A 25,170-nucleotide genomic window follows, 5' to 3' on the forward strand; every position below is an offset into this window, starting at 1 on the left:
CCGCCCGTCGGACCTTTTCATGTCCGCTATCCACCGTCATCGGCGATCGGGTCGGCGATCACGATCGTTCGGTTGCCTGCTTGCAATCGAACGACACCCATCCGCGCTACATCGTTAGTGCGGTCCAGCACCACGTCGTCACGCAGGCGTTCAGCAACCTGTAGCGTGCGCGCAGCCTCGGCCCCTACCCGCAGGCGGTATCTGCCATAGGGAATACGGTCGAACAGGAAGAAGCCGTCGAATTCGGTTACCGTTCGTCCGATGATCTGGCCCCGGCTGTCAATCAGTTCGAGCGTAACCCCAGGGCGCGCCGTCCCTGTGGTGGATAGCAGTGTGCCTTCCACTTCGCCTGTCGGAGTGACCGGCAGATCGATCCGCGTCGCTACGCCTGGCCTCGGCGTAATCACGATGCCCTTCCCGTTCGGCGCTAGGAACGGATCTGAAAGGCTGGATTCGTCGATCCCTATCAACACGGGCCGAAACGGTTTCAGCCCGTCCACAATCGTGCTGCCGTCTGCGTCGGTCGGGCGCCTGCCCTGTGCTGTGCCAGCGACAACGTACACATCTTCCAGCGTTTCCTCGTCGGCATCTCGCACCCCGTCGCCATCTATGTCACGGAAGACCGTGACCGCGGCCTGCCCGCTACGCGCCAGCGGGGCCTGGCTGAAGCGAATGCCTCCGGAAACGGGATCGGGTCCGATGCTGAACGACAGGGCGAAGTTCGCCCCAAACGATCCGCGCGTCGTGGCGGTGGCATCGGTGCGGATCGCAAACTTGTCGAACCGGCGCGCATAGCCAAGGCTGAACCGCGTATCGTCCTGCTGAGGGAAATATTCGATCTCGCCCGCCAGTTCGGATTCACGGTCGAGCGGTTTGCGAGTCGATATGCGGACGAACTGCAGACCTTTCTCACGTCCCGAAAGCTCCGCCGCCGCAGCCGCACGAACGCGAAGACCGAAGAGTCTTGCGTTTGCAAGTAGTTGCAATTCTGTTTCCGGATCGTCGATGCGTCCAGTCAGATCGTTTGTAACCCTGCGTTCCAACCGGGCTGTCAGGTCGAGCCCGCGGATCGCCATGGCCGTACTGGCATTATAGGTCATTTCGGTACTGCCATCACGCAGCACCAGCCGGTCCAACCCGAATTGCAACGGCACGACCAACCGGCCCAGTTTCAATGAAGTGTCGGCCGAGAAACCAGCCCTGTAATCCAGCGATATGGGAATGAATTCGCTGGAGAAATCGCCACGTGATATAGTTGCATTTGCACCTAGATTAAAGGAGCCGACACGTCCGATTGCATTGGCCTGCAGCGCCAGCCCGCCGCCCAATTCGTGGGCGAGGGCTGTTTCCAGTTGCATGATCCCGAATGACCGATTGAGACGACCTTCGAGGTAGTTTCGCCGTCGCCCGTCGAGCATGAAGCTTTGTACGCCCAGCGCGCCAGTGGTTCGCGCATCGATACCGTGTTCCAGTCCTGCGCCCCAACGCCATGCCCCGGCTTCTGGCGCGCCCGGGCGGATGACCGGTTTTCGCAAGTCGATCAGATTACGGTTTTCTTGCAATCCGCTGGCAAACCAGAACGTTTTGCCGGGTTTGATGTTGGACCGGCCGACCGGAAAGTCGGACCGTTCACGCCGGATCTGTCCTTGTGGGCCGTACAACACCACTTCCAGCGCGTTTCGGCCGAAAAACAGCGGGATTTCGAGGAATTCATAGCGTCCGTCGCCGCGATCGTCCTGAAAGGCGACCAGTTGGCCATTGCGGTAAAGTTCAGCGTCCCAACCCGCCGGCAGGGTGCCACGCAGAGTCGTTGTAGAAAAACGCGCTAGACCGCCAAGTGGGCTGTTGGAAATATAGGCGCCACGCCCAACCACGCTTCCGCCGGTAAGTTGCCCCGCTTCGTTCTCGACGTCACCGGCTGCAATCCTGGTCGCCTTTAGCGGCCCGAGCAGCTCCCCGTCCGGATCGAAGCGGTACGCTCGCACACGCAGGCTGGCGGGCACCAGGTCGGTGTCGGACGCAATGCGGGCGTCAACGCTGGCGCCTGCCAGCTCACCAGTTGCATAAAGTTCATACCGCGACCGCAGCCGGGAGTTGCCATCTGGCGATCGGGCGTAAGTCGAACGAACCACGGCATCCACCGAGGGAGTGCGCCAGATCTTGTACTCCATGTCCTTGCTGGGGAACTTCGAAAGGTCGAACGCTTCGCGTTTCGGGCGAAGTCGCGCCGCGCGACTTCTGCGCTCGATAGCTTGCAGAAACGGAAGCGGCTCATCGCTCTCCAATGTGACAACAGCATTATAGAGATCGGGTTTCAGATCGACTCCGAACCAACGCGACAAAGCATTTGCGTCGACGCACCACCCTTCTGGCGAATCGTAAATTTCACCGTCGATCGGCGCGGTATCTGCGTTCACCTTTTGTACTTCGCCTGACCCCCGATCGATTACGATTTTGCGGTCTTCTGAAAACAGCCAGCCAGTCGCGCGGCGCGACTTCTTGTCGAGCCGTATGGGCAGGTCCAGTGACTGTATGACGTCTGCCAGGTCCAAACATACCCCGCCTTCGATGCGATAACCGCGCACCTCTTCCGACAGCGCGTAAGTGCCGTGCATCAGGCGTAGAAACAGGAAATCGTCTTCATCGACCTGAGCGCTGGGTGGATCAGACGGCGTATCTTGCGCGCTGGCTGTGTCTGGCATGCCAAACGCCGCCGCGAAGACCGCAGCGACGCTCAGGAGCCCTCGGGCACCACGCAGTTTGTCTGGGATAGTACCGGTCACGGCTTTAACCGGTGACGCTTTGGCGCCTGGGTCCTAGCCCATCACCGTATCGACGGAAGCGATCAGCGCTCCGCCTTTTTCCGGCATTTCGCGGAATTCGACCCGCACGGGACCGCTCATCAGTGCCGCCTGTTCAGCGGTCACAGGGTAGGCAATTTGCCGTTCGTCAAGCTCTGGGTAGATCGCCACGCCGCGCGCCATATAGATCGGCTCGTCAGACCCCTGCTTTAGCACGCGCAGTTCGCCGTAGGTTGAACTTTCGCCGCTGCGTTGCATATCCAGATGAAATAGCGATCCATTCACATCGGTTGTGACACGTGGATTAGCCAGCGCCACCGTAGCGGCGACCTCGCCGTGGCGGATGATAATGGGAATCGTCACCCCGTAAATCGGGATCAAGCGCAATGATACACCCTCGGGATTCGAACCTTGCTCCGTCAGCGGTGCAGCTTTGGGTATCGACTGGAACGACATATGCGCACGATACTCGCCGTCAGGAAGATCGGTCGATGGACGCGCGGCAATCCGAACCGCTTGCGGCTGACCCGGCGGCAGGACAATCCGGCGCGGTGCGTAGCGCACCATGGAGAGAGCTGCTTCCTCCAATTCGTTGGCTTCGTCAGGAGACACTTCGACGAGCGTGCCAGACGCATTCATGCGCCGCAGTACGAGCGAAATGCGATAGGTCGCCTCTTCGCTTCCGATATTGCTCAAAATGACTTCCGTACCGCGTCGGCCATCCAGAATGACGCGGGTCGGAGCGACCAGCAAATCGCCTTGCGCCGCAACCGGGACCGGAGCTGCCAGCGAAGCAGCCAGCGCCGCCCCAGCGATCGTGCTCGCGAACGCTCTTTTGCCCAATTGCGGAAGGCGGAACGGCATAAGTTTCATGTGGAACATCCCTGAACGTGTTTCGGGAGTTGCATGGACTCCCATCTTCAGATCCAATTGTATCTACATACGGTTAATAACCCGCTAAGGACTGTTCGGCATGACGAGCTATAGACGCGAAGAAGGGCCGCACCCTGAGATACGACCCTTCCCATGCTCGAATAAACGGCGTCCGCAGACGCCAATCAATCAGCTATATTCTACCGAGACATTGAAGTCGGCGGCATAGTTACCAGCCTGCTCGCTACCGTCGAGAGCGATATCACCACCCATGTAAAACGTAGCGATACCGCCACCATCAGCTGCCGTGTCGGCGCTCAACGTGGTTTTGTAGAAGTTGTCCGTTGCGGATGTGACAGTGGTATCCTGCGTGATGTTCAGCGTCGGTACCAGTTCGATCAGTTCGCTGGCATCGGTCGAAGTCGCGAGGGCACCGTCAAGGCGCAGCACGACGTTCTTGGGAACATTGACCGTAACACCCTTGCCGGCCGTACCGCCGCTCACGACGAGCTCGGGGACGGTGAACAGGCCACTGCACACCAGATCGGCCGAGCAGGTGCGTGCAGGGTTTGCATCGGCCGTCAGCGAAACGCTGCCGCCTTGGGCTACGTCGGCGATGACCAGCTGACCGAAGTCGAGGTCATTGGTTGCTACGAGCGTCAGTGGCTTGAGCACTTCGACCTTGGCGGTGACGGTTGCCGTATCCTGCGCAGCTGCCATCGAGCTCATGCCCATGGCGGCGGCGATTACGGCACCAGCGGCGCTCATGCGGAAAGTCTTGTTCATGTATTTGGTCCCTTCAGACTGGCCTTCTATTACCCGGCCGGACCACTCCCACAGCGTTCCGGCAAACAGGTTCTGCGACCCGTTCGAGACCCTATGTAGAAGTACTTTGTTCCATCTTTACTTCTGGAAATGGTTAACACTGCAACCGTTTTACATTAACCATGGCTGTCCGCCGCTTCCGGCACCGTGTACGATGCAGTAGCCGTCGCCCCGTATGTTCGCTGGTTTATAAACGCCCGTTTCGAGCGGTTTTCAGATATCGCCGCCGGTCAAACGCTGGCAAACCAGATCCAACTGATCGAGCGTGCGATAGCGAATCGTCACCGCCCCGCTACGTGGATCGGCATCCGTTTTTATACGTACGGAAAGGCCAAGAAACTCTTCGAGGTGGCGCTGCACTGCTGCAATATCGGCGTCGCCTTCCGCATTGCGGGGCGCACGCGCGGTCCGCCTCGCACCCTTGCCGGCTTCGGAGGACGGCTCGCCTTCCCCCCGCGCCAATCGCTCCACATCACGCACAGTCAGATTGTCGTTCACGGCCTTTCGGGCCAGCGCCTCAGCATCGTCATGGCCGATCAGGGCCCTTGCATGGCCCATGGACAACGCGCCGCCTTCAACCATTTCGATAACATCGGCGGGCAGGGAAAGCAGGCGCTGCAAATTGGCGACATGGCTGCGCGACTTGTCCACCAGCTGTGCGATCTCGGCCTGCGTCATGTCCTCATCCTCGGACAGCCGCTGATAGGCCCGCCCCTCTTCGATAGGGTTGAGGTCCTCGCGCTGAATATTTTCGATCAGCGCCAGAGCCATGACTTCGCGCTCTTCCAGATCCCGGACGAGAGCCGGGATTTCGTGCAGACGCGCCTTCTGCGCCGCGCGCCAACGGCGCTCCCCGGCCACCAGCTGATACCGCCCGTTAGCAATCGGACGTACGATGATAGGCTGGATTACCCCGCGCGCTGCAATGGAGGCAGCCAGCTCAGCCAGCGCGCCCTCGTCGAAATATGTACGCGGCTGTCCAGGCATGGCCTCGATGGCGGATATTGCGAGCGATGCGAGGCCGGAATCTGTCCTGCCTCCCTCGCTTGTAGTGGTCGGACTCGCCGTGGCTGCGCCGGGTGCCGGCCCTGAACCAGTTGGCCCCACACCAGCTGACCCCGGACCATCTGCGCCCGGATTGGTCACCAGCGGTTCCTCTCGCCGGGTTTCCCCCATCAACGCACCCAGCCCCTTACCCAGTTTTTTGCGGGTACCGGCCGGACGCGCGGGCACCGAAAAACGGATTGGATCGGTGGTGTTGGTCATGCAGCTTTCCTCTCTTGCGGCAGTCGTCCGATCAATTCCCTCGCGAGTGCGATGTAGGCGCGGCTACCGGCGCAGTTATGATCGTAAACCAGGGCGGGCATACCGTGGCTCGGTGCCTCGGATAAACGGACGTTGCGGGGGATGACCGATTCGAAGACCAACGTGCCGAGGCAGTCGCGAACGTCGTCGGCAACCTGATCGGTAAGCCTGTTGCGACGGTCGAACATGGTCAGCACGATCCCCACAATGCCGAGGTCCGGATTGAAGCGCTGCTGCACCTGCTCCACGGTTTGCAACAACTGGCTGAGCCCCTCAAGCGCGAAAAATTCGCATTGGAGTGGGACCAGCAGCGTGTTCGCAGCGCCCAAGGCATTCAGAGTCAGCAAACCCAGAGACGGGGGGCAATCGATCAGGCAAATGTCGTGTCCGGAATGATCCGATAACGCTGCGCGCAAGCGATCGGTGCGGTTCTCAAGTGTTACAAGCTCGACCTCCGCTCCGCTAAGATCGACCGTAGCAGGCACAATATCGAGACCGGGGATATCGCTAGGCTGCATCGCGTCTGCCAGTTCCGCATCGCCCAGCAGCAAATCGTAACTCGATACGGTCCGGTCGGCTGCGGCTATCCCCATTCCAGTGGAAGCATTGCCCTGCGGATCAAGATCGACGAGCAAGGTTTTCGAGCCGGTCGCGGCCATTGCGGTTGCGACGTTGATGGCAGTAGTCGTTTTCCCGACCCCACCCTTCTGGTTGACGATCGCTATCGTAATCACGGTCTGATGATCCCTCCGGAAGTAAGTTTCCCGACGATTATCCCTGCCTCGCCATCCGTCTGCGATGGTTCCACGTGAAACCCCTTGCGCTGTTTGGGCTTGAGCGTAGCCAACTCTTGCGCCGCAGAACGGCCTTTCGGCAACAACCACTTCGTGTCCCTTGTGGAAAAAGGTGCGGCTATCGTGACAAGCTTACGCAACGGCGCAAACGCTCGCGCACTAATAAAATCCGCCGGAAATGGCTCGACCAGCTCCAGCTTGGCATGCACGATCTCACAGTTCTCAAGGCCCATCTCGTCGCTCGCGCGCTGCAGCCATTCGGCTCTGATCCTGCGACTTTCGACAAGTTTTACTTGCATCCCAGGTCGCAAAGCAGCGATCACCATTCCTGGAAAACCGGCGCCCGATCCAAGATCCAGCCAAACGCCATGATCGCGCGCAACCAGCGTGAGGAGTTGCGCGCTGTCTGCGAAATGGCGTTGCCACAGTTGCGTTAGAGACTGCTTTGCCACGAGGTTTTGCTTGTCGTTCTCAAGCCGCAGGTCACTGGCGAACTGGTCCAACTGCTCCATTGCTGAAGTGGTGGCAAATCCAGCAACAAAGGAGCGGGCACCGCTTTCGGTGGTAATCATGCGGCTTGCCGCTCCCGACGTTTGGCAGCTACCAGCAAAGCCGACAACGCTGCCGGTGTTATCCCGCCCAATCGGTCAGCTGCGGCTAGGGTTTCGGGCTGTGCACGCTCCAGCCGATCGACCATCTCGTTGGAAAGGCCTGGCACGTCGCGATAGGGGAAGCCTTCACCCAAAGCGATCAGTTCATTGGCCCGCAGGTCTCGCAATTCGGCATCCTGCCGCGCCAGATAGGGCGCGTAGGTCGCGTCTTCCGCCATTTCCAGCGCGAGTGGATCACTAGTGTCCAGATCACCCAACCAAGGCGACAGTCGCGCCAGGTCTACACCGCCATAACGCAGCCACTCGGCAGCCGGTTGCGGGCCACCGTCACGGCGGACCGGCACGCCTGCCTTTTCCAGTTCGGCGGAATGAATGACGGTCGACAGAGCATTCTCAATCGACTGACGCCGACCCTCCCTGGCAGTAAACCATTCCCGCCGTTCCGGACCGATACAGCCGATTTCCAGACCGAGTGCTGTCAGCCGGGTGTCGGCATTATTCGCCCGCAAACGCAGCCGGTATTCAGCACGCGAGGTCAACATCCGGTAAGGCTCGGTCACACCGTGCAGGGTCAGGTCGTCCACCATCACCGCAATGTAGCTATTCGCCCTGTCGAGCGCTGGCGGAGCCTTACCAAGAACCGCGCCAGCAGCGTGAAGACCTGCGACAAGCCCTTGCGCAGCGGCTTCTTCGTACCCGGTGGTCCCATTGATCTGCCCAGCACAATACAGCCCCGGGATCGCTTTGACCTGCAATCCGCTGTCGAGCGCGCGAGGATCGATATGGTCGTACTCGACGGCATAACCGGGTACCGCCATTTCAACTCGCTCAAGCCCCTCCATGGCCCGCAGCATCCCCAACTGGACGTCCACCGGAAGCGATGTGCTGATCCCGTTTGGATAGACAAGATGCGTGCCCAACCCCTCCGGTTCCAGGAACACCTGGTGGCCGTCGCGATCGCCGAATCGATGAATTTTGTCCTCGATCGATGGGCAGTAACGCGGACCCTCCGCGCCGATCGCACCTGAAAACAGCGGTGAGCGGTCCAGATTTGCGCGGATCAGGTCGTGCGCCTTGGCATTGGTGCGCGTAATCGCGCAAAATATGGGTGTATTGACGCGCTGCTTGGTGAGCGACGAAAGGGTCCACCTTTCGGCGTCGGATGGCTGTTCTTCGAGCCGCCCCCAGTCGATAGTGCGGCCATCGAGACGCGGCGGTGTGCCGGTTTTCAACCGCGCCATCGGAAGCTCCGCAGCACGCAACTGACCAGCTAGCCTATGCGCAGAGGCTTCGCCAATACGGCCACCATCAAGCCGCTCTTCCCCGCGAAAAAGCTTCCCTCCCAAAAACGTACCTGTGCAAAGAATGACAGTCTGGGCGCTTATAGTTGAGCCATCGGATAGCTCCACACCAGCAACTGTTTCACGTGAAAGCACCAACGCGGCCACTTCGGCAGCAATGATTGAAATATCGCCATGGGTAGGAATTAAAGCATGGACGGCCTGTCGAAATAGCGTCCTATCTGCCTGCACGCGCGGTCCCCAGACTGCCGACCCTTTTGACCGGTTGAGCATACGGTAGTGTATTGCCGCCGCATCGCCCGCTCGACCAATGATGCCGTCCAGCGCGTCCACCTCACGCACAAGGTGGCCCTTCCCCAATCCGCCGATAGCTGGATTACAGCTCATTGCCCCAATTTTTGATGGCTCGAAGCTTACCAGCGCTACATTGGCGCCAAATCGCGCGGCAGCTGCGGCCGCCTCCACTCCGGCGTGGCCGCCGCCTACTACAAGGACATCAAATACGCGCATTGCGTTCGATTACGCCGCCCATCCAATCGGGTAAAGCGTTTCACGTGGAACGCCGGTTGGTTTGCGACGAAAAGTGTTCCACGTGGAACTATTTGCCGATGCAAAACTGCGAAAACAAGGCGTCCAGCATATCCTCGGTTGAGGTTTTCCCGATTACAGCATCGAATGCCGATCTGGCCGCGCGAAGGCTTTCCCCAACCAATAAAGGGTCAGTCGAATGATCGATCTCGGCCAAGGCGGTCGCCGCAACTTCCAGGCAGGTTCGTTGCCTCGCGTTTATGGCTGCTTCCCCGGGCTTGGGCATGGCAAGGCGTGCGCGAGTGTCGAGCTTGTGTCGCAAGGTTTCCATACCCTCCCCACTAACGGGTGAGACGGACAGAGCTTCTACTTCTGCCGAAACGACGAGAGCGTCAACGCAATCCACCTTGCTGCGCACGATAACGGCGTCCTGAGGCGCGTCGGCGGGAGGTCCGAGCCATAAAACGCAATCCGCGAGGTCGATTTCGTTTCGTGCGCGGTCGATGCCGACGGCCTCGATGGCATCGCCCGTGCCCTCATGCAGGCCCGCCATGTCAACGAAGGTCATCGGTACGCCGCCAAACGATACCGTCCGCTCGATCACGTCACGCGTGGTTCCTGCGACCGGTGATGTTATCGCAGCCTCCTTGGCGACCAAAGCGTTGAACAACGTCGATTTTCCGGCGTTCGGTGGCCCCGCAAGCGCTACCCTATATCCATTCCGTAATGCTTCTACTGTCGGTCTGGCCAGCTTCGCGCGCAGTTCTGCCACCAATTTGCCGACACGATCGAAGAATGTATCGGACAATTCGGCAGAGTCCTCCTCGTCCGAGAAGTCCAGTACACCTTCGACCTCGGCCGACAGACGCAGCACCGCCTCGCGCCATTTGGCGACCTCTTGCGACAATGCCCCGCCCATCATCGTCATGGCCGATGCGCGCTGTAATTCCGTTTCCGCCAGCAAAAGATCGCCCAGCCCCTCGGCCTCCGCCAGATCGAGCCTGCCATTCGCGAAGGCCCGGCGGGTAAATTCGCCTGGGAGCGCCGGGCGAAGGTCCGGTTGTCGCTCAAGCTCTGCCGAAACCGCAGCGACTAGCGCGCGCCCGCCGTGGCAGTGCAATTCTACTGAATCTTCACCCGTGGCGTTGTTCGGGCCGGGCAGGAACAGGACCAGTGCTTGATCCAGCACCTCCCCTGACGCGCTTCGTAAGGTCATTGCGGTGGCGCGACGTGGTTCCGGAACCCGTCCCGCTATAGCGGTCAGCGCATCGGTCGCGGCTAGGCCGCTAATGCGAATAACCGCTATCCCTGCCGGCGGCATACCGCTGGAAAGCGCGAAGATCGTGTCGCTCACGCCAGCCACCTCGCTCCGGCCACGACGGTCTACTTGTCGGAGCCGCTTTTCTTGCCACCTGTTTTGGCCGCCAAGGCTGCTGCGTCGCCAGCCATCATTCCGCCTTCGACCAGATTCTGGAACATCTTCAAACCCAATTGGCCCATGGGTGCCAACTGCTTGGCAAAACCCTGTAGCTGTTCGGGGTTCGAAACGCCCTTCATCGCCTTGGTCATAGTGTCGATATAGACATCGTTCGCCTTTGCGACGTCCGGCAAGCCCATGAAGGTGCGCGCCTCCTCCGGCGTACAATCGATTTCCACATGGACCTTCATGGCGTCTGCTCCGTTTGTTGAAGGAGCCCGCTGGCCCCCGGTACTGTGACAATCTGCGGTTGCGGGGCCACGGATGCAAGCCTTATGCCCGAATTCTGCCGACCAGCGCAGTAAATGGGCCGACATTTGACGGAGCAACTAGCATGACCGAGACCGCCGACATTACCACCTTTGCAGGCGACGACCACTTCTCCGCCTATGTCGCGAGACCAGCTAAAACCGCCAAAGCAGCAATCGTCGTGATTCAGGAAATCTTCGGTGTGAACGCTGGAATTCGGCGCAAATGCGACCTGTTGGCGGAACAAGGCTACCTCGCCGTTGCCCCCGATCTGTTTTGGCAATTGGAACGCGGCGTCGAACTCGATCCCGATATCGAGCCCGAATTCAATCGCGCGCTTGACCTGATGGGGAAATTCGATGCCGATCAGGGTGTAAGTGATATCGAGGCGACTATAAAATGGGCACGCAGCGAGACCGGTGGCGGGAAAGTCGGCGCGGTCGGTTACTGCCTCGGTGGAAAGCTCGCTTACATGACCGCTTGCCGTACCGACAGCGATGCTACTGTCGGGTATTACGCGGTTGGCGTCGATGAAATGCTGGGTGAGGCGAAAGCGATCGCCAACCCGTTGATGCTGCATATTCCGGTCGAAGATCATTTTGTCGACAAGGATGCGCAGGCCGCGATGCATGAGGGGCTGGACGACCATCCGAAGGTAACCCTGCATGATTACCCGGGTCTCGATCATGGGTTCGCTACCCAATTTGGAGAGCGGCGCGACGATGAGGGTGCCAAGCTGGCGGACAGCCGCACGGACGCCTTCTTTCAGCAGCATCTGGGTTGATGAGCGTGGGCAAGCTGCTGGCGCCGCGTTATCTCGTCCCGCTAGCTTTGATATTTACAACAGCGCTCGCCGCCGCGGCGATACCTGCGTGGTGGGGCATCGTCCTGACCGGATTACTGGCTGCCGCGCTTCTGATTGCCTTGTGGGACTTCGTGCAGGATGATCATGCGTTGCGCCGCAATTACCCGTTACTGGCGCGGGTTCGCTGGATGATGGAGGATTTGCGCCCTTTCGTCCGCGCTTACTTCATCGAAGGCGATCTGGAAGGCAGGCCGTTTAGTCACCAAGCGCGCGCGCTGGTTTATGCCCGCGCCAAGGGAGAGCTGGATTCGCACCCGATGGGCACCGAACTGGATGTCTATTCGGACGAATATGAGTGGCTCAGCCATTCGGTCGTTCCCAATGACGGTGCGCAGGATACGTGGCGTGTGCCTGTTGGCGAAGGGCAGTGTGCCAAGCCCTACTCGTCCTCATTGCTCAACATCTCCGCAATGAGTTTCGGGTCGTTATCCGCAAAGGCGATAGAGGCGCTGAATTACGGCGCGCGGGAGGGCGATTTCGCGCACAATACCGGCGAAGGAAGCATCAGCAAATATCACCGTGCCCATAATGGCGATCTTATCTGGGAAATCGGTAGCGGTTATTTCGGGTGTCGGACCGATGATGGCGGGTTCGACGCAGCTGAATTTGCCGACAATGCCGCACCCGATCAGGTTAAGATGATCGAGGTCAAGCTGAGCCAAGGGGCGAAGCCCGGCCACGGCGGCGTACTCCCCGGCAGTAAGGTAACGGAGGAAATCGCCGAAGCGCGCGGCATTCCCGTGGGCGAGGATTGCAACTCACCTGCAGCGCACCGCACCTTTTCCACGCCCATCGAGATGCTCGAATGGTTGCAGCAATTGCGTGAATTATCAGGCGGTAAACCGGTCGGCATCAAGCTTTGCGTGGGACAGCCTCACGAGGTTTTGGCGATCGGTAAGGCAATGCTGGAAACCGGGCTGCATCCGGATTTCATCACTGTGGACGGCGCGGAAGGAGGTACCGGTGCTGCTCCATTGGAGCTCAGCAACAGTGTGGGTATGCCGCTGCGCGAAGGCACGATCTGGGTTCGCAACATGCTCGTCGGAACGGGTATGAAGGATCGGGTGAAGCTGGCAACATCAGGCAAGATCCATTCCGGGGCGCAGATGGCCAAGAGCTTTGCCATGGGAGCCGATTGGTGCAACGCCGCGCGGCCGTTCATGTTCGCGCTGGGCTGTGTGCAATCCATGCAATGCCACCGCGGGGACTGCCCGACAGGTGTCGCAACGCAAGAAGAATGGCGTCAGAAAGGGCTTGTTGTCGAAGACAAGGGCCCCCGCGTCGCTCGTTTCCAGAAGCAGACCCTGCACTCATTGCGTGAAATCGTGGTTGCGATGGGCCTGGAAAGCCCCTGGAAAATCGAACCGCGCGATATGCGTGAACGGGTGAACGGCGCCCGTTCCGACGCGCTCGACCGGATCTACAGCTTTCTGGAACCGGATGTATTGGTCGCCGACCCCGACAGCACCAAGCTCGCCCACCATTGGGCCGCAGCGCGGGCCGATAGCTTCAGGCGGTTTGTGTAAGCGCCGCGCACGCTATCCCAAGACGTCGAAGGGCTATCTTCAACAGTCTACCCCTCGTACCGCCTGTGGGCGCTCCATAAAGCACCACAGCGGTGGGAGCAGCGTCGGGTAGCCTACTGGTTCATGGTTTCGAAGAAGTCCTCGTTCGTCTTGGAATCCTTCATCTTGTCGAGCAGGAATTCCATGGAATCGATCGTGCCCATCTGCATCAGGATGCGGCGCAAGACCCACATCTTGGACAGCTTGTCCTTCTCCACCAGCAGTTCTTCCTTGCGGGTGCCGGATTTGCCGACATCGAGCGCGGGGAAGATCCGCTTGTCGGCAACCTTGCGGTCGAGCACGATTTCCGAGTTACCGGTGCCCTTGAACTCTTCGAAAATCACCTCGTCCATGCGGCTGCCAGTGTCGATCAGCGCAGTGGCGATGATGGAAAGCGAGCCGCCTTCCTCGATATTGCGCGCCGCGCCGAAGAAGCGCTTGGGACGCTGCAATGCGTTGGCATCTACGCCGCCTGTCAGCACCTTGCCCGAAGACGGCACCACGGTGTTGTAGGCACGGCCCAGTCGGGTGATGGAATCAAGCAGGATCACCACGTCCTTCTTATGTTCGACCAGGCGTTTTGCCTTCTCGATGACCATTTCGGCAACTTGCACGTGGCGCTGCGGCGGTTCGTCGAAGGTGGAGGAGATAACCTCGCCCTTCACGCTGCGCTGCATGTCGGTGACTTCTTCCGGGCGTTCATCGACCAGCAGGACCAGGAGGAACACTTCGGGATGATTGTCAGTGATGGCCTTGGCAATATTCTGCAGCAGCACCGTCTTACCGGTGCGTGGCGGTGCCACGATCAGGGCGCGCTGGCCCTTGCCCTGCGGGCTGATGATATCGATCACGCGCGCCGATTTGTCCGTAACCGTGGGATCGAGCGTATCCAGAGTAAGCTTTTCGTCCGGGTAGAGCGGTGTAAGATTGTCGAAATTGGTACGCATCCGAACAGCGTCGGGATCGTCGTAATTTACCGTGGTAAGGCTGGTCAGCGCGAAATAGCGTTCCCCTTCCGAAGGGGCGCGAATTTCGCCTTCGACAGTATCGCCTGTACGCAGGCCTGCCTTGCGGATCTGGTTGGGCGAAACGTAGATGTCCCCCGGCCCGGCAAGGTAATTGGCTTCCGGGCTGCGCAGGAAGCCGAAGCCGTCCTGCAGCACCTCGATCGTGCCGATACCCATGATCTTCTCTTCATATTCCTCATCCTCCGCCAGTTCGCGCAGAATGCAGAACATCAGGTCCTGCCGGCGCATGGTGGACGCGCCCTCGACTTCCAGTTCCTCGGCCATGACGACCAGTTCAGCTGGAGTTTTCTCTTTCAGGTTTTTCAGATGCATGGAATGGAATCCGTGATGCGTGTTGGCCGGAATCGGGCCGATTGCGGCCCTGTCCGGCAGGAATAGTCACTGTATATGGCCGTAAGGTCGATAGGGCTTGGAGAAAGCCGACCCGGCCGCATCGCATTGATGCGGCGCTGTGCCGATGGCTGGGGATTAAATCCTAACGTCGCCACCGTCAATCGGTCTGTGACCAAACCGGGTCCAAAGCCAGCTTTCGGCCTGCGGCTCAGAACGGTTTGATGATCGCCAGCACCACGATAATCGCTGCGGCAAGTCCGGGCACTTCATTCATTAGGCGCAATTTCTTGCCCGACCAGACCCGCTCGCCGCGCGCGAGTTTCTTGGCATAGGCGCTCATCCAGCCGTGATAGCCTGACAGCGCCAGCACCACGAGCAACTTGGCATGGAACCAGCCCTGCGTGTGTGCGCCGATCGCGCTCATAAGGGCCAGGCCAAGCAGCCAGACGACGATGATGCCCGGCAACAGGATGATCTTGAGCAGCCGCCGCTCCCGTTCGATCCAGGCGGCATCCTCGGGCGATCCGACGGCGCTTTCCTGGTGGTAGACGAAGAACCGCGGCAACATGAACAGGCCCGCCATCCAGAAGATGACGAAGATAATGTGTCCGGCCTTCAGCCAGAGATACAACGATGCGAGTAGTTCCTGCATGTCCGCCACCTAATCCCGGAAGCCGCGAATTGCACCCCTCGGTAGGCCGGACGCGGCAGATTTACGTTCGCAAAGCTGCGAGCAACCTGTGGACATGTTCGACCGGTGTATGACGATCGATCCCATGACCGAGATTGAATATATGCGGCCGTCCCGCGAAAGCTTCCAGAATCTGCGCGATACGCGGCTCCAGCTCATCCGAGCCGGCCAACAACAGCAACGGGTCCAGATTGCCTTGGACCGGTACGCCATCGGGCAGGTTCGCCGCCACCCAGACGGGATCCAGCGTCTCGTCCACACCGACGGCATCGACGCCGGTTCCGCGGACATAATCCGGCAATTTCTCGCCAGCACCCTTGGGAAAACCAATCACGGGCACTTCGGGACACTGGGCGCGGAAGCGATCGGTAATGGTCTTGTTGGGCGCGATGACCCAGCGGTCGAACTGGTCGGGAGCCAGACTACCCGCCCAGCTGTCGAACAATTGCACCGCTTCGGCGCCGGCTTCGGCCTGTCCGACCAGATATTCCACCGTCACATCGGTCACGGCATCGACGATCGCCTGCATCGCTTCAGGATCGCGATAGGCCATGGCCCGCGCGGCGTGCTGGTCACGGCTCCCCTCGCCCGCAATCATGTAGGTGGCAACCGTCCACGGGCTGCCTGCAAAGCCGAGCAACGTGGTGTCCGGGCCCAGGCCGGCCCGCACCTTGGCCACGGTTTCGTAAATTGCCGAAAGCCGCCCTGGCACGGCTTGCAGGCTGGATAGCGCGGCGTCGACCAGCGTGGGCGAAAGTCTGGGCCCTTCGCCGGCAAGAAACTCCAGATTCTGACCCATCGCATAAGGTACGATCAGGATGTCGGAAAACAGGATCGCCCCGTCGAAGCCGAACCGGCGGATGGGCTGCAATGTCACTTCGGCAGCAGCATCGGAATCGTAGACGAGATCGAGGAAACCGCCCTTTTCGGCCCGTAAGGCGCGGTATTCTTCCAGATACCGCCCGGCCTGCCGCATGAGCCAGACAGGCGCTGGCCGGTTCAAGTCCGAAGCGCGCATTCCGCGCAGCGTTTCAAGCAGGATTCCGGGCATCGGGAAGGCGTCCAATCATAATATATAAAGTATTATATAGATTCTGATGAAGTAGTTGGCCCTGTGGATATTGGGGACGGGCGCGCCCTGCCCGATTTGTCCGCTCAATGCCAGAGCATGGCGCCAACGCGACTCGTGCCGGCGCTTGAGTCAAAGCAAACTTGTTTGCCTTTCCCACAGCCTGTGGGGAAAGCAGGCTGGCTGTCCATAAGCGGGTAGGGGAAATTCGAGTACCGGGCATGGAATCGACCCGGCAACTTGTCCGCGAAGTTTTCCCGTGGTTTATACCGCTGCCTGTCCACAGGGGCGCCGGCGAGTACAGGCACGCTGCGCAGGGCCTCATTCGCATACCCAAGTTCTTCCCCATCGTGCCGGAGACATCATGCAACGGCTGCACCTGCACCTCCTGTCCGACAGCACCGGCGAAACGCTGGAGATGATTGCCAAGGCGGCGCTCGCGCAGTTCGACAATGCCGAGATCAGCCGCCATTTCTGGCCGATGGTCCGCAGCCGCCAGCATCTCGACCGGATCGTACCCGATCTTGCCGCTAGTCCCGGCCTCGTCCTCTATACGCTGGTGAACGACGATACGCGCGCCCGGCTGGAAGAAAAGTGTCGGCAACTCGGACTACCGACTGTGGATGCGCTGGACGCCGTGACGACCGCACTGGAATCGCAGCTGGGGCAGGAAGCGCATGGCCGGCCGGGCCGCCAGCACCTGATGGACGATGCCTATTTCGAACGGGTGGACGCCATCCAGTACACCATCGCCCATGATGACGGCATCGCGCATGAGGATTGGGAACAGGCCGATATCCTTCTGGCCGGCGTTTCGCGCAGTTCCAAGACGCCGACCAGCATCTACCTCGCCAATCGCGGCTACAAGGTCGCGAACATCCCGCTGGTGGTGGAAAGCCCCCCGCCCCAGGCGCTTTACGGGCTGCGGCATCCCATGGTGGTCGGACTGACCACGGCGCCCGAACGCCTGGTACAGGTCCGCCGTAACCGGTTGTTGAGCCTGAACGAGGGGACAGCGACCGATTACGTGGATGGAGAGCGGGTGCGCGAGGAGTTGAAATTCGCCCGCCGGATGTTCGCCGACAATGGCTGGCCGGTAATCGACGTCACGCGCCGTTCGATCGAGGAAACCGCCGCTGCGGTCATTCGCTTGCTGGAAGCGCGCCGGAAACGCGGCGGACTGCACAAGCCGAGTGAGAAACCGATATGAGTGACGTGCGCGCCTCCCTAAAACCCCTTGTACTTGCCAGCAAAAGCGCCTCGCGCCGCGCCATGCTGGATGCGGTGGGCGTGCCGTACGATGCTGTGCCGGCCGATGTGGATGAACGCGCGTTGGAAGCCGATTTGGCTGGAGCGGCCCCTTCCATCATCGTGCTGGCGCTGGCGAAAGCGAAGGCGCGGCAAGTTGGCGACGGCGTCACGGGAGAAAAGCTGGTCCTTGGTAGCGATTCGCTGGTGAGTGTTGCCGGACGGCGCTTCGACAAACCGGAAAGCCGCGAGCAGGCTGCCGAGCATTTACGGTTCTTCTCCGGCAAAGTCATGGAATTGCACAGCGCTGCAGCGCTCTGGCGCGGAGCTGATGATAACGAGGGATCATCTGGAAATGGGCGTATTGTGTGGACCCATGCGGAGACCGCGCATCTCCATGTGCGGGAATTGAGCGATACATTCATCGCCGACTATCTCGATCGAGAATGGCCGGCGGTGTCCCAGTGCGTGGGGGTGTTCCGCATCGAAGGGCCCGGACCGTTGCTGTTTGGTAAGATCACAGGAGACTATTTTACCATTCTGGGAATGCCACTGCTCGCGGTGCTCGAACGGTTGCGAGCAGAAGGGGTGATACAGGTATGAGCGGGCGCGCCTATGCCGAGGTAATCGGCGATCCCATCGCCCAGTCCAAATCGCCTGCCATTCACCAGGTCTGGTTGCAGCGTGCCGGCCTGTCGGCGGACTACCGCGCCACTCGCGTCGAAAGTGGCAGGCTGCAGGCCTATCTGAACAGCCGCCGCACGGACGCCGACTGGCTTGGCTGCAACGTGACGATGCCGCACAAGCAGACCGTATTGCCTCTGCTCGACCGGCTTAGCGCCGACGCACAGCGGATTGGGGCGGTCAATACGATCGTTCCGGACGACGGCGCCCTGGTGGGCCACAATACCGATGCGGCCGGCTTTCTCGAACCGCTCCAACCCGTTCTTGCTGCACAGCACCTTTTCCGGATGGCCCGGATATTGGGGACGGGCGGCGCGGCGCGGGCGATCGCAGCAACGCTGTACGATGCCGGATTCGCGCTGGTGCTGGCAGGCCGGAACCCAGACAAGGCCCGCGAGATTTTGGGCGAGCTGGCGCCTGAGGGCGAGCACCACGCCCCGCCTCTCGATCATTTTGCCACACCGACCGAGTTTGCGTTCGACGACCGAGAGGGATGCTGCGACCTCGTCATCAATGCCAGCCCGCTGGGAATGCGCGGGCAACCGCCCCTCCCCTTCGACTGGAGCCATGCGCCGCCCGGTAGCATCGCCTATGATATCGTGACCGATCCCGTTCAAACGCCGTTTCTGCAATCTGCGCAAGAGGCAGGGTTTCAGACAATCGACGGTTATACGATGCTAATCGGACAGGCTGCCGCTGCATTCGCCCTGTTTTTCGGAGCTCCCCCGCCTCGCCTGCCGGGCGATACCGACCTGCGCGACCTGCTCGCATCATGAGCAAGCCGCTCATCATCGGCCTCACCGGCTCCATCGGAATGGGCAAATCCACCGTGGCGGCCATGTTCGAAGAGGCCGGAGTGCCGGTATTCGATGCCGACGCCGAAGTACGCGCGATGCAGGGCGCTGGCGGCGAATTGGTGCCCGCGATCGAGGCCGCCTTTCCAGGCTGCACCGGCCCCGATGGGGTGGACCGCGAAGCGCTGGGCGCGAAAGTGTTCGGCGATCGCGACCAGCTGGCCCGGCTGGAAGCTCTGGTTCATCCCGCCGTGGCCGCAAAGCGCGAAGCCTTTCTCGAATTGCACCGGGACAGCCCGGCGATCCTGTTCGACATTCCGCTATTGTTCGAGAAGGGCGGTCATACTGCGGTCGATGTGATCGTCGTCGTCTCCGCGCCGGCAGAAATTCAGCGGGAACGCGTGCTGCGCCGCCCGGGCATGACCGAGGAAAAGTTCGCGCACATCCTTGGTCTGCAGACCCCCGATGCGGACAAGCGCGCGCGGGCAGATCATGTCATCGACACAAGCGGATCGCTGGATGAAACGCGGTGCGCAGTACGGGCACTGATCACAAAACTTGGTACAGATGGCGGAGAAAAAACGTCCTGAAGGCCGCTCCGCCCCTTGCCTTGAACGGGTGGCATACCGATAGGTATAGATATGCGTGAGATTGTCTTCGACACCGAAACTACCGGGCTGGACCCCAAAACGGGTGACCGCATGGTAGAAATCGGTTGTGTGGAAATGATCGGACGGGTGGAAACCGGCAACACGTTTCACGCGTATTACAATCCGGAACGCGACATGCCTGCAGGGGCAGAAGCCGTACACGGATTGAGCGCGAGCTTCCTGTCGGACAAAGGCCTGTTCCGCGATGGCGCGGCAGAATTGCTCGAATTTCTGGGCGATGCGCCGCTTGTTGCCCATAACGCATCGTTCGATTTCGGCTTCCTCAACAACGAATTACAGATGGTGGGCCTGCCCGAAATCGACCTTGGGCGGATGATCGATACGGTCGCGATGGCGCGGAAGAAATTCCCCGGTGCGAAAGTCAGCCTGGACAATTTGTGTACCCGGTTCGGCGTGGACCGCAGCCACCGGATCAAACATGGCGCGCTGCTGGACGCGGAATTGTTGGCGCAGGTCTATGTCGAACTGACCGGCGGACGGCAGATCGGCCTCGGATTATCGGCCGATACCGGGACCGAGGCATCCAATGCGCCTGTCGACAGTCCGGTGTTACCCAAACCGACCGGCCCGCGCCGCGAAGCCCGTCCGCATTCTGCATCTGCTGCAGAGCTTGCTGCGCACCGCACATTCCTCGACCAGATTGAGACGCCGATATGGCTCAAATAGCTGCGTCGTAGCGCTACTCACCCTCCCCCAATTCCAAAGGAGATCCGCATGGATATTCGCATTTCAGGCCACCAGGTAGAGACCGGCACCGCCCTGCAGGATCATACGCGTGACCGGCTGGGCAGCGTGGTCGAGAAGTATTTCGACCGTGCCATCTCGTCCGACGTGACTTTCGGTAAAGGCGCCAATGGCGGGTTCAAATGCGACATCGTTACGCACGCATCGCAAGGCAGTACCGTGCGTGCCACGGCGGAAGCGCAGGACGCGCACCAGGCGCTCGACCAGGCTTCGGCCAAGGTGGAAAAGCAGCTGCGCCGCTATAAAAGCCGTCTGACCGATCGCCATGAACAGACCGCCCGGTCAGCCCGCGAGGAGGAAGCCGCCTACACCATCTTCGCGCAGGAAATGGAGCGCGAGGAACTGGAAGAAGAGGCGAGTGACGCTCCTGCTATCGTGGCCGAAACCAAGGTCGACATACCCGAGGCAAGCGTGGCCGACGCGGTCATGATGCTCGATCTCAGGGATACCAACGCGCTGTTTTTCAAAAACGGCAAGACGGGCCGCCACAATATGGTGTATCGGCGCGGCGACGGGTCGATCGGTTGGGTCGAACCGCGCCAAGGGTAGTTCTGGCCGGTCGCATCACACGTCTGCACCGCTGGTGATGCCCAAGCCCAGGAACCTGCGCTGATTTTCCGGCGTTGACCGGATGAACGGAACCATGACCCTGAATTTCCGCCTCGAACCCCATGCGGTGCGAACCGTCGACTGTGCCGACAAGGCGGCAGTGTTGTCTGAGATGGCGGCACTGCTTGCGTATAGCTACGGGCATTGCGAGGCGGACGTGCTGGATGGCCTCAACGAACGCGAAATGCTGGGTAGTACCGGATTTGGGCGCGGTGTGGCGCTGCCACATGCGCGGCTCGCGGGCGTCGAAGCTCCGGTCGCGGCCTTGTTGCGGCTTTCCAGTCCGGTCGAATTCGAGGCCGCCGATGCACTACCCGTAAATCTGGTTGTCGGTCTGTTGTCGTCACCAACGGCTGGTGCTGCGCATCTCCACGCACTCGCGGCGATTTCCCGCATTGTCCGCGATGACGCCAGGCGGACGCAGATGATCGAGGCTGCAGACGAGGAAACGCTGGTAGCCTTGCTAACGAATGCCCCGGAACGCGCGGTCGCCTGATGCTGGCGGGCTGTTCATGACCGATCAGGATAGCGATGGCGCGGCCGAACACTTTCGCGCCCTCGAGCGATTGTACCAGCTGGCGCCGATCAATATGCTGTTCAAGTCGCAGTTGGGGATCGAAGAGGAAGGGCGGGCGACCATACGCTTCGTCATCACGCCGGAAATGTTCCACGCCGGCGGGGCGGCACATGGCACGCTGTATTTTAAAATGCTCGACGACGCGGCGTTTTATGCAGCGAACACGTTGGTCAGCGACCGCTTCCTGCTGACTACATCTTTCAATCTTCATTTCACCAAGCCTGTCGGCGTAGGCCAGATCGAAGCCCATGGCCGATGGATCAGCGGCAGGCGGCGCGTGTTCGTGGCTGAATCGCGGTTGGTGGACGAGGAAGGCGATGAAGTGGGGCGGGGAACCGGTACGTTTATGAAATCCCACATCCCATTATCTGGTCTGGCCGGATATTCGGGTTAGGACGTGACAAGGCTCCCTGCACATCTGGAAGCTTCCGCTATTTTGCGCCTCGTTTCGGCGCAAGGCGGTTTCGGGACGGTAATCGCCAAAGGCGAAAGGGATGCCGGCACGATCGTCATAATCGTAATGCCGCGCGGCGCACCTGCGCAATTTTTGGAACGCATGCCGGAACTGGACGGCTCGCGGAGTTATACGGTAACTCGCATTGAAGACCCTGAAAACAAACAGGAATTTTCCGACTATCTGGCGCGGCGACAGCGACAGGACCGTGATCTATGGATTCTGGAAGCAGACGTCGAGGATGCAGCACGCTTCACCGCAACTCTGCCCGATTAAGTTGACTTTGTAACTAGTTCGCCTACTTCACCAGCAACTTCCGGGAGCGCCGGTAGTCAGGGTTGGCACGGGGTCGCCCAGCTACAGCGCAGACGGGGGGCAGCCGGCAGGTTGATTACAAAACCCGAAATATTTCCGATTACGCAACTGGGTTTGCACCTGCGCCAGCGCTCGCTCACCGCCCTAAGTGACGGATTATATGTACAAGAAACGCTTCGCCAGTGCCGCAGTTATTTCGGCCACACTGGTTTTTACGTTTATCAACGCCGAAGGTTCCGGCGCGTTCGCACAGGTTGCCGAAACGGCGCCGGTGACAGCGGAAATGAACCGTACAGTTTCCAACGTTTCCGTAACCGAAGAACTGGTTCCGGTCGCCACACCCGAAACGAAGCCTGCGCCCGAAGCTGATGCTGCGCCGGAATTCGTATCGAACGAAGTGGTGCAGACCGTGCCCACAACCGATGCAGACGATGTAGCGGCCAATCAGGCGCTCGCGGATGCTGCAACGACACCGACAGCGTCGTCGCTCCGCCAGCTCGTAAGCAATATCAAGGCTCCTGCGTCACTTTCCCGCGAGATGGAATGTCTCGCAGGTGCTGTTTATTTCGAAGCGCGCGGTGAGCCGATCGCCGGTCAGCTGGCAGTGGCCACAGTGGTCATCAACCGTAGCGAAGCGCGCGCCTTTCCGGCCAGCTATTGCGGCGTCGTGTACCAACGCGCCCAGTTCAGCTTTGTGAAAAACGGCAAGATGCCGCGGATCAAGCGGAGCACACAGGCATGGAAAAAAGCGAAGAAGATCGCTCGCATCGCGCATGAAGAATTGTGGGATAGCGCGGCCAAGGACGCGCTGTATTTCCATGCAAAATACGTCAGCCCGTCATGGGCCCGCAAGAAGCAGGCGCGTGCCACGATCAAGACGCACATTTTTTATCGCTGAGGCGCCACTCCGCACCACAGGGTAGGCAGATAAAAAAGGCCCCCGCTTCAGCACGAAGCGGGGGCCTTTTTTATGGCCGGTGCGAAGCCCGCTCAGTCCGAAGCGGGTTGGCGGGACACCTCGAACCATACAGGGGCATGGTCGCTCGCTTTTTCATGGCCGCGATATTCCTTGTCGACGCCCGCAGCCACCATCCGGTCGGCCAGTTCGGGTGAAAGCAGCATGTGATCGATGCGAAAGCCGTGATCGCGCTGCCACGCACCCGCCTGGTAATCCCAATAGGTCCAGACACCGCCGCGCGGATTGTACGTGTCCAGCGCGTCGGTCCAGCCATCGGCCAGCAGGCGTTGATAGGCATCGCGGCTTTCCGGCTGCATCAGGGCATCGTTCGCCATCGCCCGCACCGAATAGGTGTCCTTGTCCTGCGGGATGACATTATAATCGCCGATGACAGCGCAGGGTACTTCCAGCGCCCACAAATCGCGCATCCGGTCGCGCAGCCGCTCCATCCATGCCAGTTTGTAATCGAATTTCGGGCCCGGTTGCGGGTTGCCGTTGGGAAGGTAGATACAGGCGATCCGTACCCCGTCCACATCGGCTTCCAGATAGCGCGCCATTTCGTCGGTGTCGTCGCCAGGCAGACGGCGCTGCGTCTCGATCGGCTTTATCCCATCGGCAAGGATCGCAACTCCGTTGAAGCCCTTCTGCCCGTGCCAGATCGCTTCATAGCCGATCTTGGCGAATTCTTCGGCCGGGAACCCCTCATCCTGGCTTTTGACTTCCTGCAGGCAAGCAACTTTGGGCCGGGTTTCGGAAAGCCATTCCAGCAGTCTGGGAAGCCGTGCCTTCACCCCATTGATGTTGAAACTGGCGATGCGCATGCTCGCCGAAGCAGCGTCGTTTACCGGCGCCGCGCCCTGACTGTCCTCGGCCATGCCGATCTATATGCCGAAGCTGGAGCCGCAGCCGCAACCAGCGGCCGCTTGCGGGTTTTCCACCCGAAATGCCGCACCGCCCAGCGATTCGACGAAGTCCACAGTGCTTCCCGAAACGAGATCGAGACTGACAGGGTCGACCACCAGCCGTACGCCGGCGGTTTCGCTGACCATATCGTCACCCTCGGGCGCACTCGACAAGTCGAATTTGTACTGGAAGCCAGAGCATCCGCCACCCTCCACCGAAAGGCGCAGGATAGCAGGGCGATCCTGCTTTTGCGCGATGGCAGCGACGCGTTTCGCGGCTGCGGGAGTAAGAGTGAGGGTGTCTGCCATATAAGGCGATGTAAGCGCGAAGGGCGGTCGGCTCAAGAGCACGGTGGCGTTGCCGCCAACTACCGCAGCCCGCTGTCGCCCGCCCCGCTTGGGTCAGGTGCGGATATATTCGCGCATGGCCTGCGCCTCCTGCTCCACCTCGTCCATGCGGGATTTCACCAGGTCGCCGATCGAAACGAAGCCGCACATCCGGCCTTTCTCGACGACTGGTAAATGCCGGATTCTGCGGCGTGTCATCAGCCCCAGAGCATCATCCACTTTTTTGCTCGTTTCAGTAGTGATTGCGGGCGATGTCATGACGTCGCCCAGCTTCCGGTCGAGACAGACGGCGCCCTCATTGGCGAGCCGATAGATCACGTCGCGCTCGGAGAAAATGCCGACCACTTCGCCATCCTGCATCACGGGGAGGGCGCCGATGCGCTTCTCCGCGAGGATCGTCACCGCATCGCGCATCGTGCAGGATGTTTCGCAACTGATGATGTCATCCACCGAACGCGTTTCGACCAATTTCGCAATGTTCATGTCGGCTCCTGCAATTGTCCTGCAAGATTGCCATGAATCGCGCCGGATTGCGAATCGCTGTTAGTGAA

Annotated in this window: 27 protein-coding genes; 12 read left to right on the plus strand and 15 right to left on the minus strand. The window is 60.2% G+C overall.

What is annotated here, in order from left to right:
* Window positions 1–26: 26 nt before the first annotated feature.
* The 9 genes from HME9302_RS11650 to HME9302_RS11690 form a co-directional block, all read right to left on the minus strand.
* Complete coding sequence (locus HME9302_RS11650; RefSeq protein ID WP_147270817.1) at window positions 27–2,702, minus strand: carboxypeptidase-like regulatory domain-containing protein; 2,676 nt, start codon at window positions 2,700–2,702, stop codon at window positions 27–29.
* A gap of 114 nt (window positions 2,703–2,816) precedes the next feature.
* Window positions 2,817–3,674 (minus strand): fimbrial biogenesis chaperone, encoded by an 858-nt coding sequence (locus HME9302_RS11655; protein ID WP_230079991.1) that lies wholly within the window; start codon window positions 3,672–3,674, stop codon window positions 2,817–2,819.
* A 189-nt stretch (window positions 3,675–3,863) separates the two neighbouring features.
* On the minus strand, window positions 3,864–4,460 hold the full coding sequence (locus HME9302_RS11660) for a DUF4402 domain-containing protein (protein ID WP_115367152.1): 597 nt from the start codon (window positions 4,458–4,460) through the stop codon (window positions 3,864–3,866).
* Between the two features lie 252 nt (window positions 4,461–4,712).
* Window positions 4,713–5,765 (minus strand): ParB/RepB/Spo0J family partition protein, encoded by a 1,053-nt coding sequence (locus HME9302_RS11665; protein WP_115367153.1) that lies wholly within the window; start codon window positions 5,763–5,765, stop codon window positions 4,713–4,715.
* Window positions 5,762–6,538 carry a ParA family protein gene (locus tag HME9302_RS11670; protein ID WP_115367154.1) on the minus strand — a complete coding sequence of 259 codons (777 nt, stop codon included), beginning with the start codon at window positions 6,536–6,538 and terminating at the stop codon, window positions 5,762–5,764. Before HME9302_RS11670 ends, HME9302_RS11665 begins: the two co-directional genes overlap by 4 nt.
* On the minus strand, window positions 6,535–7,170 hold the full coding sequence (rsmG, locus tag HME9302_RS11675; RefSeq protein WP_115367155.1) for a 16S rRNA (guanine(527)-N(7))-methyltransferase RsmG: 636 nt from the start codon (window positions 7,168–7,170) through the stop codon (window positions 6,535–6,537). Before rsmG ends, HME9302_RS11670 begins: the two co-directional genes overlap by 4 nt.
* Window positions 7,167–9,020: a tRNA uridine-5-carboxymethylaminomethyl(34) synthesis enzyme MnmG gene (gene mnmG, locus HME9302_RS11680; RefSeq protein ID WP_115367156.1), complete on the minus strand. Its 1,854-nt coding sequence runs from the start codon at window positions 9,018–9,020 to the stop codon at window positions 7,167–7,169. Before mnmG ends, rsmG begins: the two co-directional genes overlap by 4 nt.
* Before the next feature lie 88 nt (window positions 9,021–9,108).
* Window positions 9,109–10,392, minus strand: coding sequence for a tRNA uridine-5-carboxymethylaminomethyl(34) synthesis GTPase MnmE (gene mnmE, locus HME9302_RS11685; RefSeq protein ID WP_115367157.1), 1,284 nt, complete (start codon window positions 10,390–10,392; stop codon window positions 9,109–9,111).
* Window positions 10,393–10,421: 29 nt separating this feature from the next.
* Window positions 10,422–10,706 carry a DUF6489 family protein gene (locus HME9302_RS11690; protein WP_115367158.1) on the minus strand — a complete coding sequence of 95 codons (285 nt, stop codon included), beginning with the start codon at window positions 10,704–10,706 and terminating at the stop codon, window positions 10,422–10,424.
* A 143-nt stretch (window positions 10,707–10,849) separates the two neighbouring features.
* Between HME9302_RS11690 and HME9302_RS11695 the strand changes: the two genes are divergently transcribed.
* Both HME9302_RS11695 and HME9302_RS11700 read left to right on the plus strand, forming a co-directional pair.
* On the plus strand, window positions 10,850–11,548 hold the full coding sequence (locus HME9302_RS11695) for a dienelactone hydrolase family protein (RefSeq protein WP_115367159.1): 699 nt from the start codon (window positions 10,850–10,852) through the stop codon (window positions 11,546–11,548).
* Window positions 11,548–13,155: an FMN-binding glutamate synthase family protein gene (locus HME9302_RS11700; RefSeq protein WP_115367160.1), complete on the plus strand. Its 1,608-nt coding sequence runs from the start codon at window positions 11,548–11,550 to the stop codon at window positions 13,153–13,155. Before HME9302_RS11695 ends, HME9302_RS11700 begins: the two co-directional genes overlap by 1 nt.
* A gap of 113 nt (window positions 13,156–13,268) precedes the next feature.
* On the opposite strand, the gene rho is transcribed toward HME9302_RS11700, so the two are convergent.
* The 3 genes from rho to hemE all read right to left on the minus strand — a co-directional run bounded on the left by rho (window position 13,269) and on the right by hemE (window position 16,297).
* Window positions 13,269–14,534 carry a transcription termination factor Rho gene (gene rho, locus HME9302_RS11705; protein WP_115367161.1) on the minus strand — a complete coding sequence of 422 codons (1,266 nt, stop codon included), beginning with the start codon at window positions 14,532–14,534 and terminating at the stop codon, window positions 13,269–13,271.
* Window positions 14,535–14,763: 229 nt separating this feature from the next.
* Window positions 14,764–15,207 carry a CopD family protein gene (locus HME9302_RS11710; RefSeq protein WP_115367162.1) on the minus strand — a complete coding sequence of 148 codons (444 nt, stop codon included), beginning with the start codon at window positions 15,205–15,207 and terminating at the stop codon, window positions 14,764–14,766.
* Between the two features lie 61 nt (window positions 15,208–15,268).
* Window positions 15,269–16,297: a uroporphyrinogen decarboxylase gene (hemE, locus tag HME9302_RS11715; protein WP_115367163.1), complete on the minus strand. Its 1,029-nt coding sequence runs from the start codon at window positions 16,295–16,297 to the stop codon at window positions 15,269–15,271.
* A gap of 382 nt (window positions 16,298–16,679) precedes the next feature.
* Here hemE and HME9302_RS11720 point away from each other — a divergent pair, with 382 nt between their 5' ends.
* From HME9302_RS11720 to HME9302_RS11765, 10 genes are all read left to right on the plus strand, one after another.
* Window positions 16,680–17,525 carry a pyruvate, water dikinase regulatory protein gene (locus tag HME9302_RS11720; RefSeq protein ID WP_115367164.1) on the plus strand — a complete coding sequence of 282 codons (846 nt, stop codon included), beginning with the start codon at window positions 16,680–16,682 and terminating at the stop codon, window positions 17,523–17,525.
* On the plus strand, window positions 17,522–18,166 hold the full coding sequence (locus HME9302_RS11725) for a Maf family protein (RefSeq protein WP_115367165.1): 645 nt from the start codon (window positions 17,522–17,524) through the stop codon (window positions 18,164–18,166). Before HME9302_RS11720 ends, HME9302_RS11725 begins: the two co-directional genes overlap by 4 nt.
* Complete coding sequence (aroE, locus tag HME9302_RS11730; RefSeq protein WP_115367166.1) at window positions 18,163–19,023, plus strand: shikimate dehydrogenase; 861 nt, start codon at window positions 18,163–18,165, stop codon at window positions 19,021–19,023. Before HME9302_RS11725 ends, aroE begins: the two co-directional genes overlap by 4 nt.
* Entirely contained in the window at window positions 19,020–19,631 is a 612-nt protein-coding gene (gene coaE, locus HME9302_RS11735; protein ID WP_115367167.1) for a dephospho-CoA kinase, read from the plus strand. Before aroE ends, coaE begins: the two co-directional genes overlap by 4 nt.
* Window positions 19,632–19,682: 51 nt before the next feature.
* Complete coding sequence (gene dnaQ / locus HME9302_RS11740; RefSeq protein WP_115367168.1) at window positions 19,683–20,378, plus strand: DNA polymerase III subunit epsilon; 696 nt, start codon at window positions 19,683–19,685, stop codon at window positions 20,376–20,378.
* A 48-nt stretch (window positions 20,379–20,426) separates the two neighbouring features.
* Entirely contained in the window at window positions 20,427–21,005 is a 579-nt protein-coding gene (hpf, locus tag HME9302_RS11745; RefSeq protein WP_115367169.1) for a ribosome hibernation-promoting factor, HPF/YfiA family, read from the plus strand.
* Window positions 21,006–21,099: 94 nt separating this feature from the next.
* Entirely contained in the window at window positions 21,100–21,561 is a 462-nt protein-coding gene (locus tag HME9302_RS11750) for a PTS sugar transporter subunit IIA (RefSeq protein ID WP_115367725.1), read from the plus strand.
* 16 nt (window positions 21,562–21,577) lie between these two features.
* Window positions 21,578–22,036, plus strand: coding sequence for a PaaI family thioesterase (locus tag HME9302_RS11755; RefSeq protein WP_115367726.1), 459 nt, complete (start codon window positions 21,578–21,580; stop codon window positions 22,034–22,036).
* 3 nt (window positions 22,037–22,039) lie between these two features.
* On the plus strand, window positions 22,040–22,372 hold the full coding sequence (locus HME9302_RS11760) for a DUF1491 family protein (RefSeq protein WP_115367170.1): 333 nt from the start codon (window positions 22,040–22,042) through the stop codon (window positions 22,370–22,372).
* Window positions 22,373–22,571: 199 nt separating this feature from the next.
* Window positions 22,572–23,309, plus strand: coding sequence for a cell wall hydrolase (locus HME9302_RS11765; protein WP_230079992.1), 738 nt, complete (start codon window positions 22,572–22,574; stop codon window positions 23,307–23,309).
* Between the two features lie 92 nt (window positions 23,310–23,401).
* Here the strand turns inward: HME9302_RS11765 and xth are convergent, their stop codons facing one another.
* From xth to HME9302_RS11780, 3 genes are all read right to left on the minus strand, one after another.
* Window positions 23,402–24,190, minus strand: a complete 789-nt coding sequence (xth, locus tag HME9302_RS11770; RefSeq protein WP_115367728.1) for an exodeoxyribonuclease III — start codon at window positions 24,188–24,190, stop codon at window positions 23,402–23,404.
* Window positions 24,191–24,250: 60 nt separating this feature from the next.
* Window positions 24,251–24,580 carry a HesB/IscA family protein gene (locus HME9302_RS11775; RefSeq protein WP_115367171.1) on the minus strand — a complete coding sequence of 110 codons (330 nt, stop codon included), beginning with the start codon at window positions 24,578–24,580 and terminating at the stop codon, window positions 24,251–24,253.
* Window positions 24,581–24,673: 93 nt separating this feature from the next.
* Complete coding sequence (locus HME9302_RS11780) at window positions 24,674–25,102, minus strand: CBS domain-containing protein (RefSeq protein WP_115367172.1); 429 nt, start codon at window positions 25,100–25,102, stop codon at window positions 24,674–24,676.
* Window positions 25,103–25,170 lie beyond the last annotated feature (68 nt).

This window comes from Alteripontixanthobacter maritimus, from assembly GCF_003340475.1.
In the GTDB taxonomy this organism is placed as follows: domain Bacteria; phylum Pseudomonadota; class Alphaproteobacteria; order Sphingomonadales; family Sphingomonadaceae; genus Alteripontixanthobacter; species Alteripontixanthobacter maritimus.

What these genes read in the sequence shown, in the direction of transcription:
- HME9302_RS11780 (WP_115367172.1), bottom strand. Translation starts at nt 25,102, where the DNA reads ATGAACATTGCGAAATTGGTCGAAACGCGTTCGGTGGATGACATCATC.
- HME9302_RS11775 (WP_115367171.1), bottom strand. Translation starts at nt 24,580, where the DNA reads ATGGCAGACACCCTCACTCTTACTCCCGCAGCCGCGAAACGCGTCGCT.
- HME9302_RS11655 (WP_230079991.1), bottom strand. Translation starts at nt 3,674, where the DNA reads ATGAAACTTATGCCGTTCCGCCTTCCGCAATTGGGCAAAAGAGCGTTC.
- HME9302_RS11710 (WP_115367162.1), bottom strand. Translation starts at nt 15,207, where the DNA reads ATGCAGGAACTACTCGCATCGTTGTATCTCTGGCTGAAGGCCGGACAC.
- HME9302_RS11765 (WP_230079992.1), top strand. Translation starts at nt 22,572, where the DNA reads ATGTACAAGAAACGCTTCGCCAGTGCCGCAGTTATTTCGGCCACACTG.
- HME9302_RS11725 (WP_115367165.1), top strand. Translation starts at nt 17,522, where the DNA reads ATGAGTGACGTGCGCGCCTCCCTAAAACCCCTTGTACTTGCCAGCAAA.
- rho (WP_115367161.1), bottom strand. Translation starts at nt 14,534, where the DNA reads ATGCATCTGAAAAACCTGAAAGAGAAAACTCCAGCTGAACTGGTCGTC.
- hpf (WP_115367169.1), top strand. Translation starts at nt 20,427, where the DNA reads ATGGATATTCGCATTTCAGGCCACCAGGTAGAGACCGGCACCGCCCTG.
- HME9302_RS11750 (WP_115367725.1), top strand. Translation starts at nt 21,100, where the DNA reads ATGACCCTGAATTTCCGCCTCGAACCCCATGCGGTGCGAACCGTCGAC.
- HME9302_RS11755 (WP_115367726.1), top strand. Translation starts at nt 21,578, where the DNA reads ATGACCGATCAGGATAGCGATGGCGCGGCCGAACACTTTCGCGCCCTC.
- HME9302_RS11700 (WP_115367160.1), top strand. Translation starts at nt 11,548, where the DNA reads ATGAGCGTGGGCAAGCTGCTGGCGCCGCGTTATCTCGTCCCGCTAGCT.
- HME9302_RS11695 (WP_115367159.1), top strand. Translation starts at nt 10,850, where the DNA reads ATGACCGAGACCGCCGACATTACCACCTTTGCAGGCGACGACCACTTC.
- xth (WP_115367728.1), bottom strand. Translation starts at nt 24,190, where the DNA reads ATGCGCATCGCCAGTTTCAACATCAATGGGGTGAAGGCACGGCTTCCC.
- HME9302_RS11720 (WP_115367164.1), top strand. Translation starts at nt 16,680, where the DNA reads ATGCAACGGCTGCACCTGCACCTCCTGTCCGACAGCACCGGCGAAACG.
- dnaQ (WP_115367168.1), top strand. Translation starts at nt 19,683, where the DNA reads ATGCGTGAGATTGTCTTCGACACCGAAACTACCGGGCTGGACCCCAAA.
- mnmG (WP_115367156.1), bottom strand. Translation starts at nt 9,020, where the DNA reads ATGCGCGTATTTGATGTCCTTGTAGTAGGCGGCGGCCACGCCGGAGTG.
- aroE (WP_115367166.1), top strand. Translation starts at nt 18,163, where the DNA reads ATGAGCGGGCGCGCCTATGCCGAGGTAATCGGCGATCCCATCGCCCAG.
- rsmG (WP_115367155.1), bottom strand. Translation starts at nt 7,170, where the DNA reads ATGATTACCACCGAAAGCGGTGCCCGCTCCTTTGTTGCTGGATTTGCC.
- HME9302_RS11650 (WP_147270817.1), bottom strand. Translation starts at nt 2,702, where the DNA reads ATGCCAGACACAGCCAGCGCGCAAGATACGCCGTCTGATCCACCCAGC.
- hemE (WP_115367163.1), bottom strand. Translation starts at nt 16,297, where the DNA reads ATGCCCGGAATCCTGCTTGAAACGCTGCGCGGAATGCGCGCTTCGGAC.
- HME9302_RS11690 (WP_115367158.1), bottom strand. Translation starts at nt 10,706, where the DNA reads ATGAAGGTCCATGTGGAAATCGATTGTACGCCGGAGGAGGCGCGCACC.
- coaE (WP_115367167.1), top strand. Translation starts at nt 19,020, where the DNA reads ATGAGCAAGCCGCTCATCATCGGCCTCACCGGCTCCATCGGAATGGGC.
- HME9302_RS11665 (WP_115367153.1), bottom strand. Translation starts at nt 5,765, where the DNA reads ATGACCAACACCACCGATCCAATCCGTTTTTCGGTGCCCGCGCGTCCG.
- HME9302_RS11660 (WP_115367152.1), bottom strand. Translation starts at nt 4,460, where the DNA reads ATGAACAAGACTTTCCGCATGAGCGCCGCTGGTGCCGTAATCGCCGCC.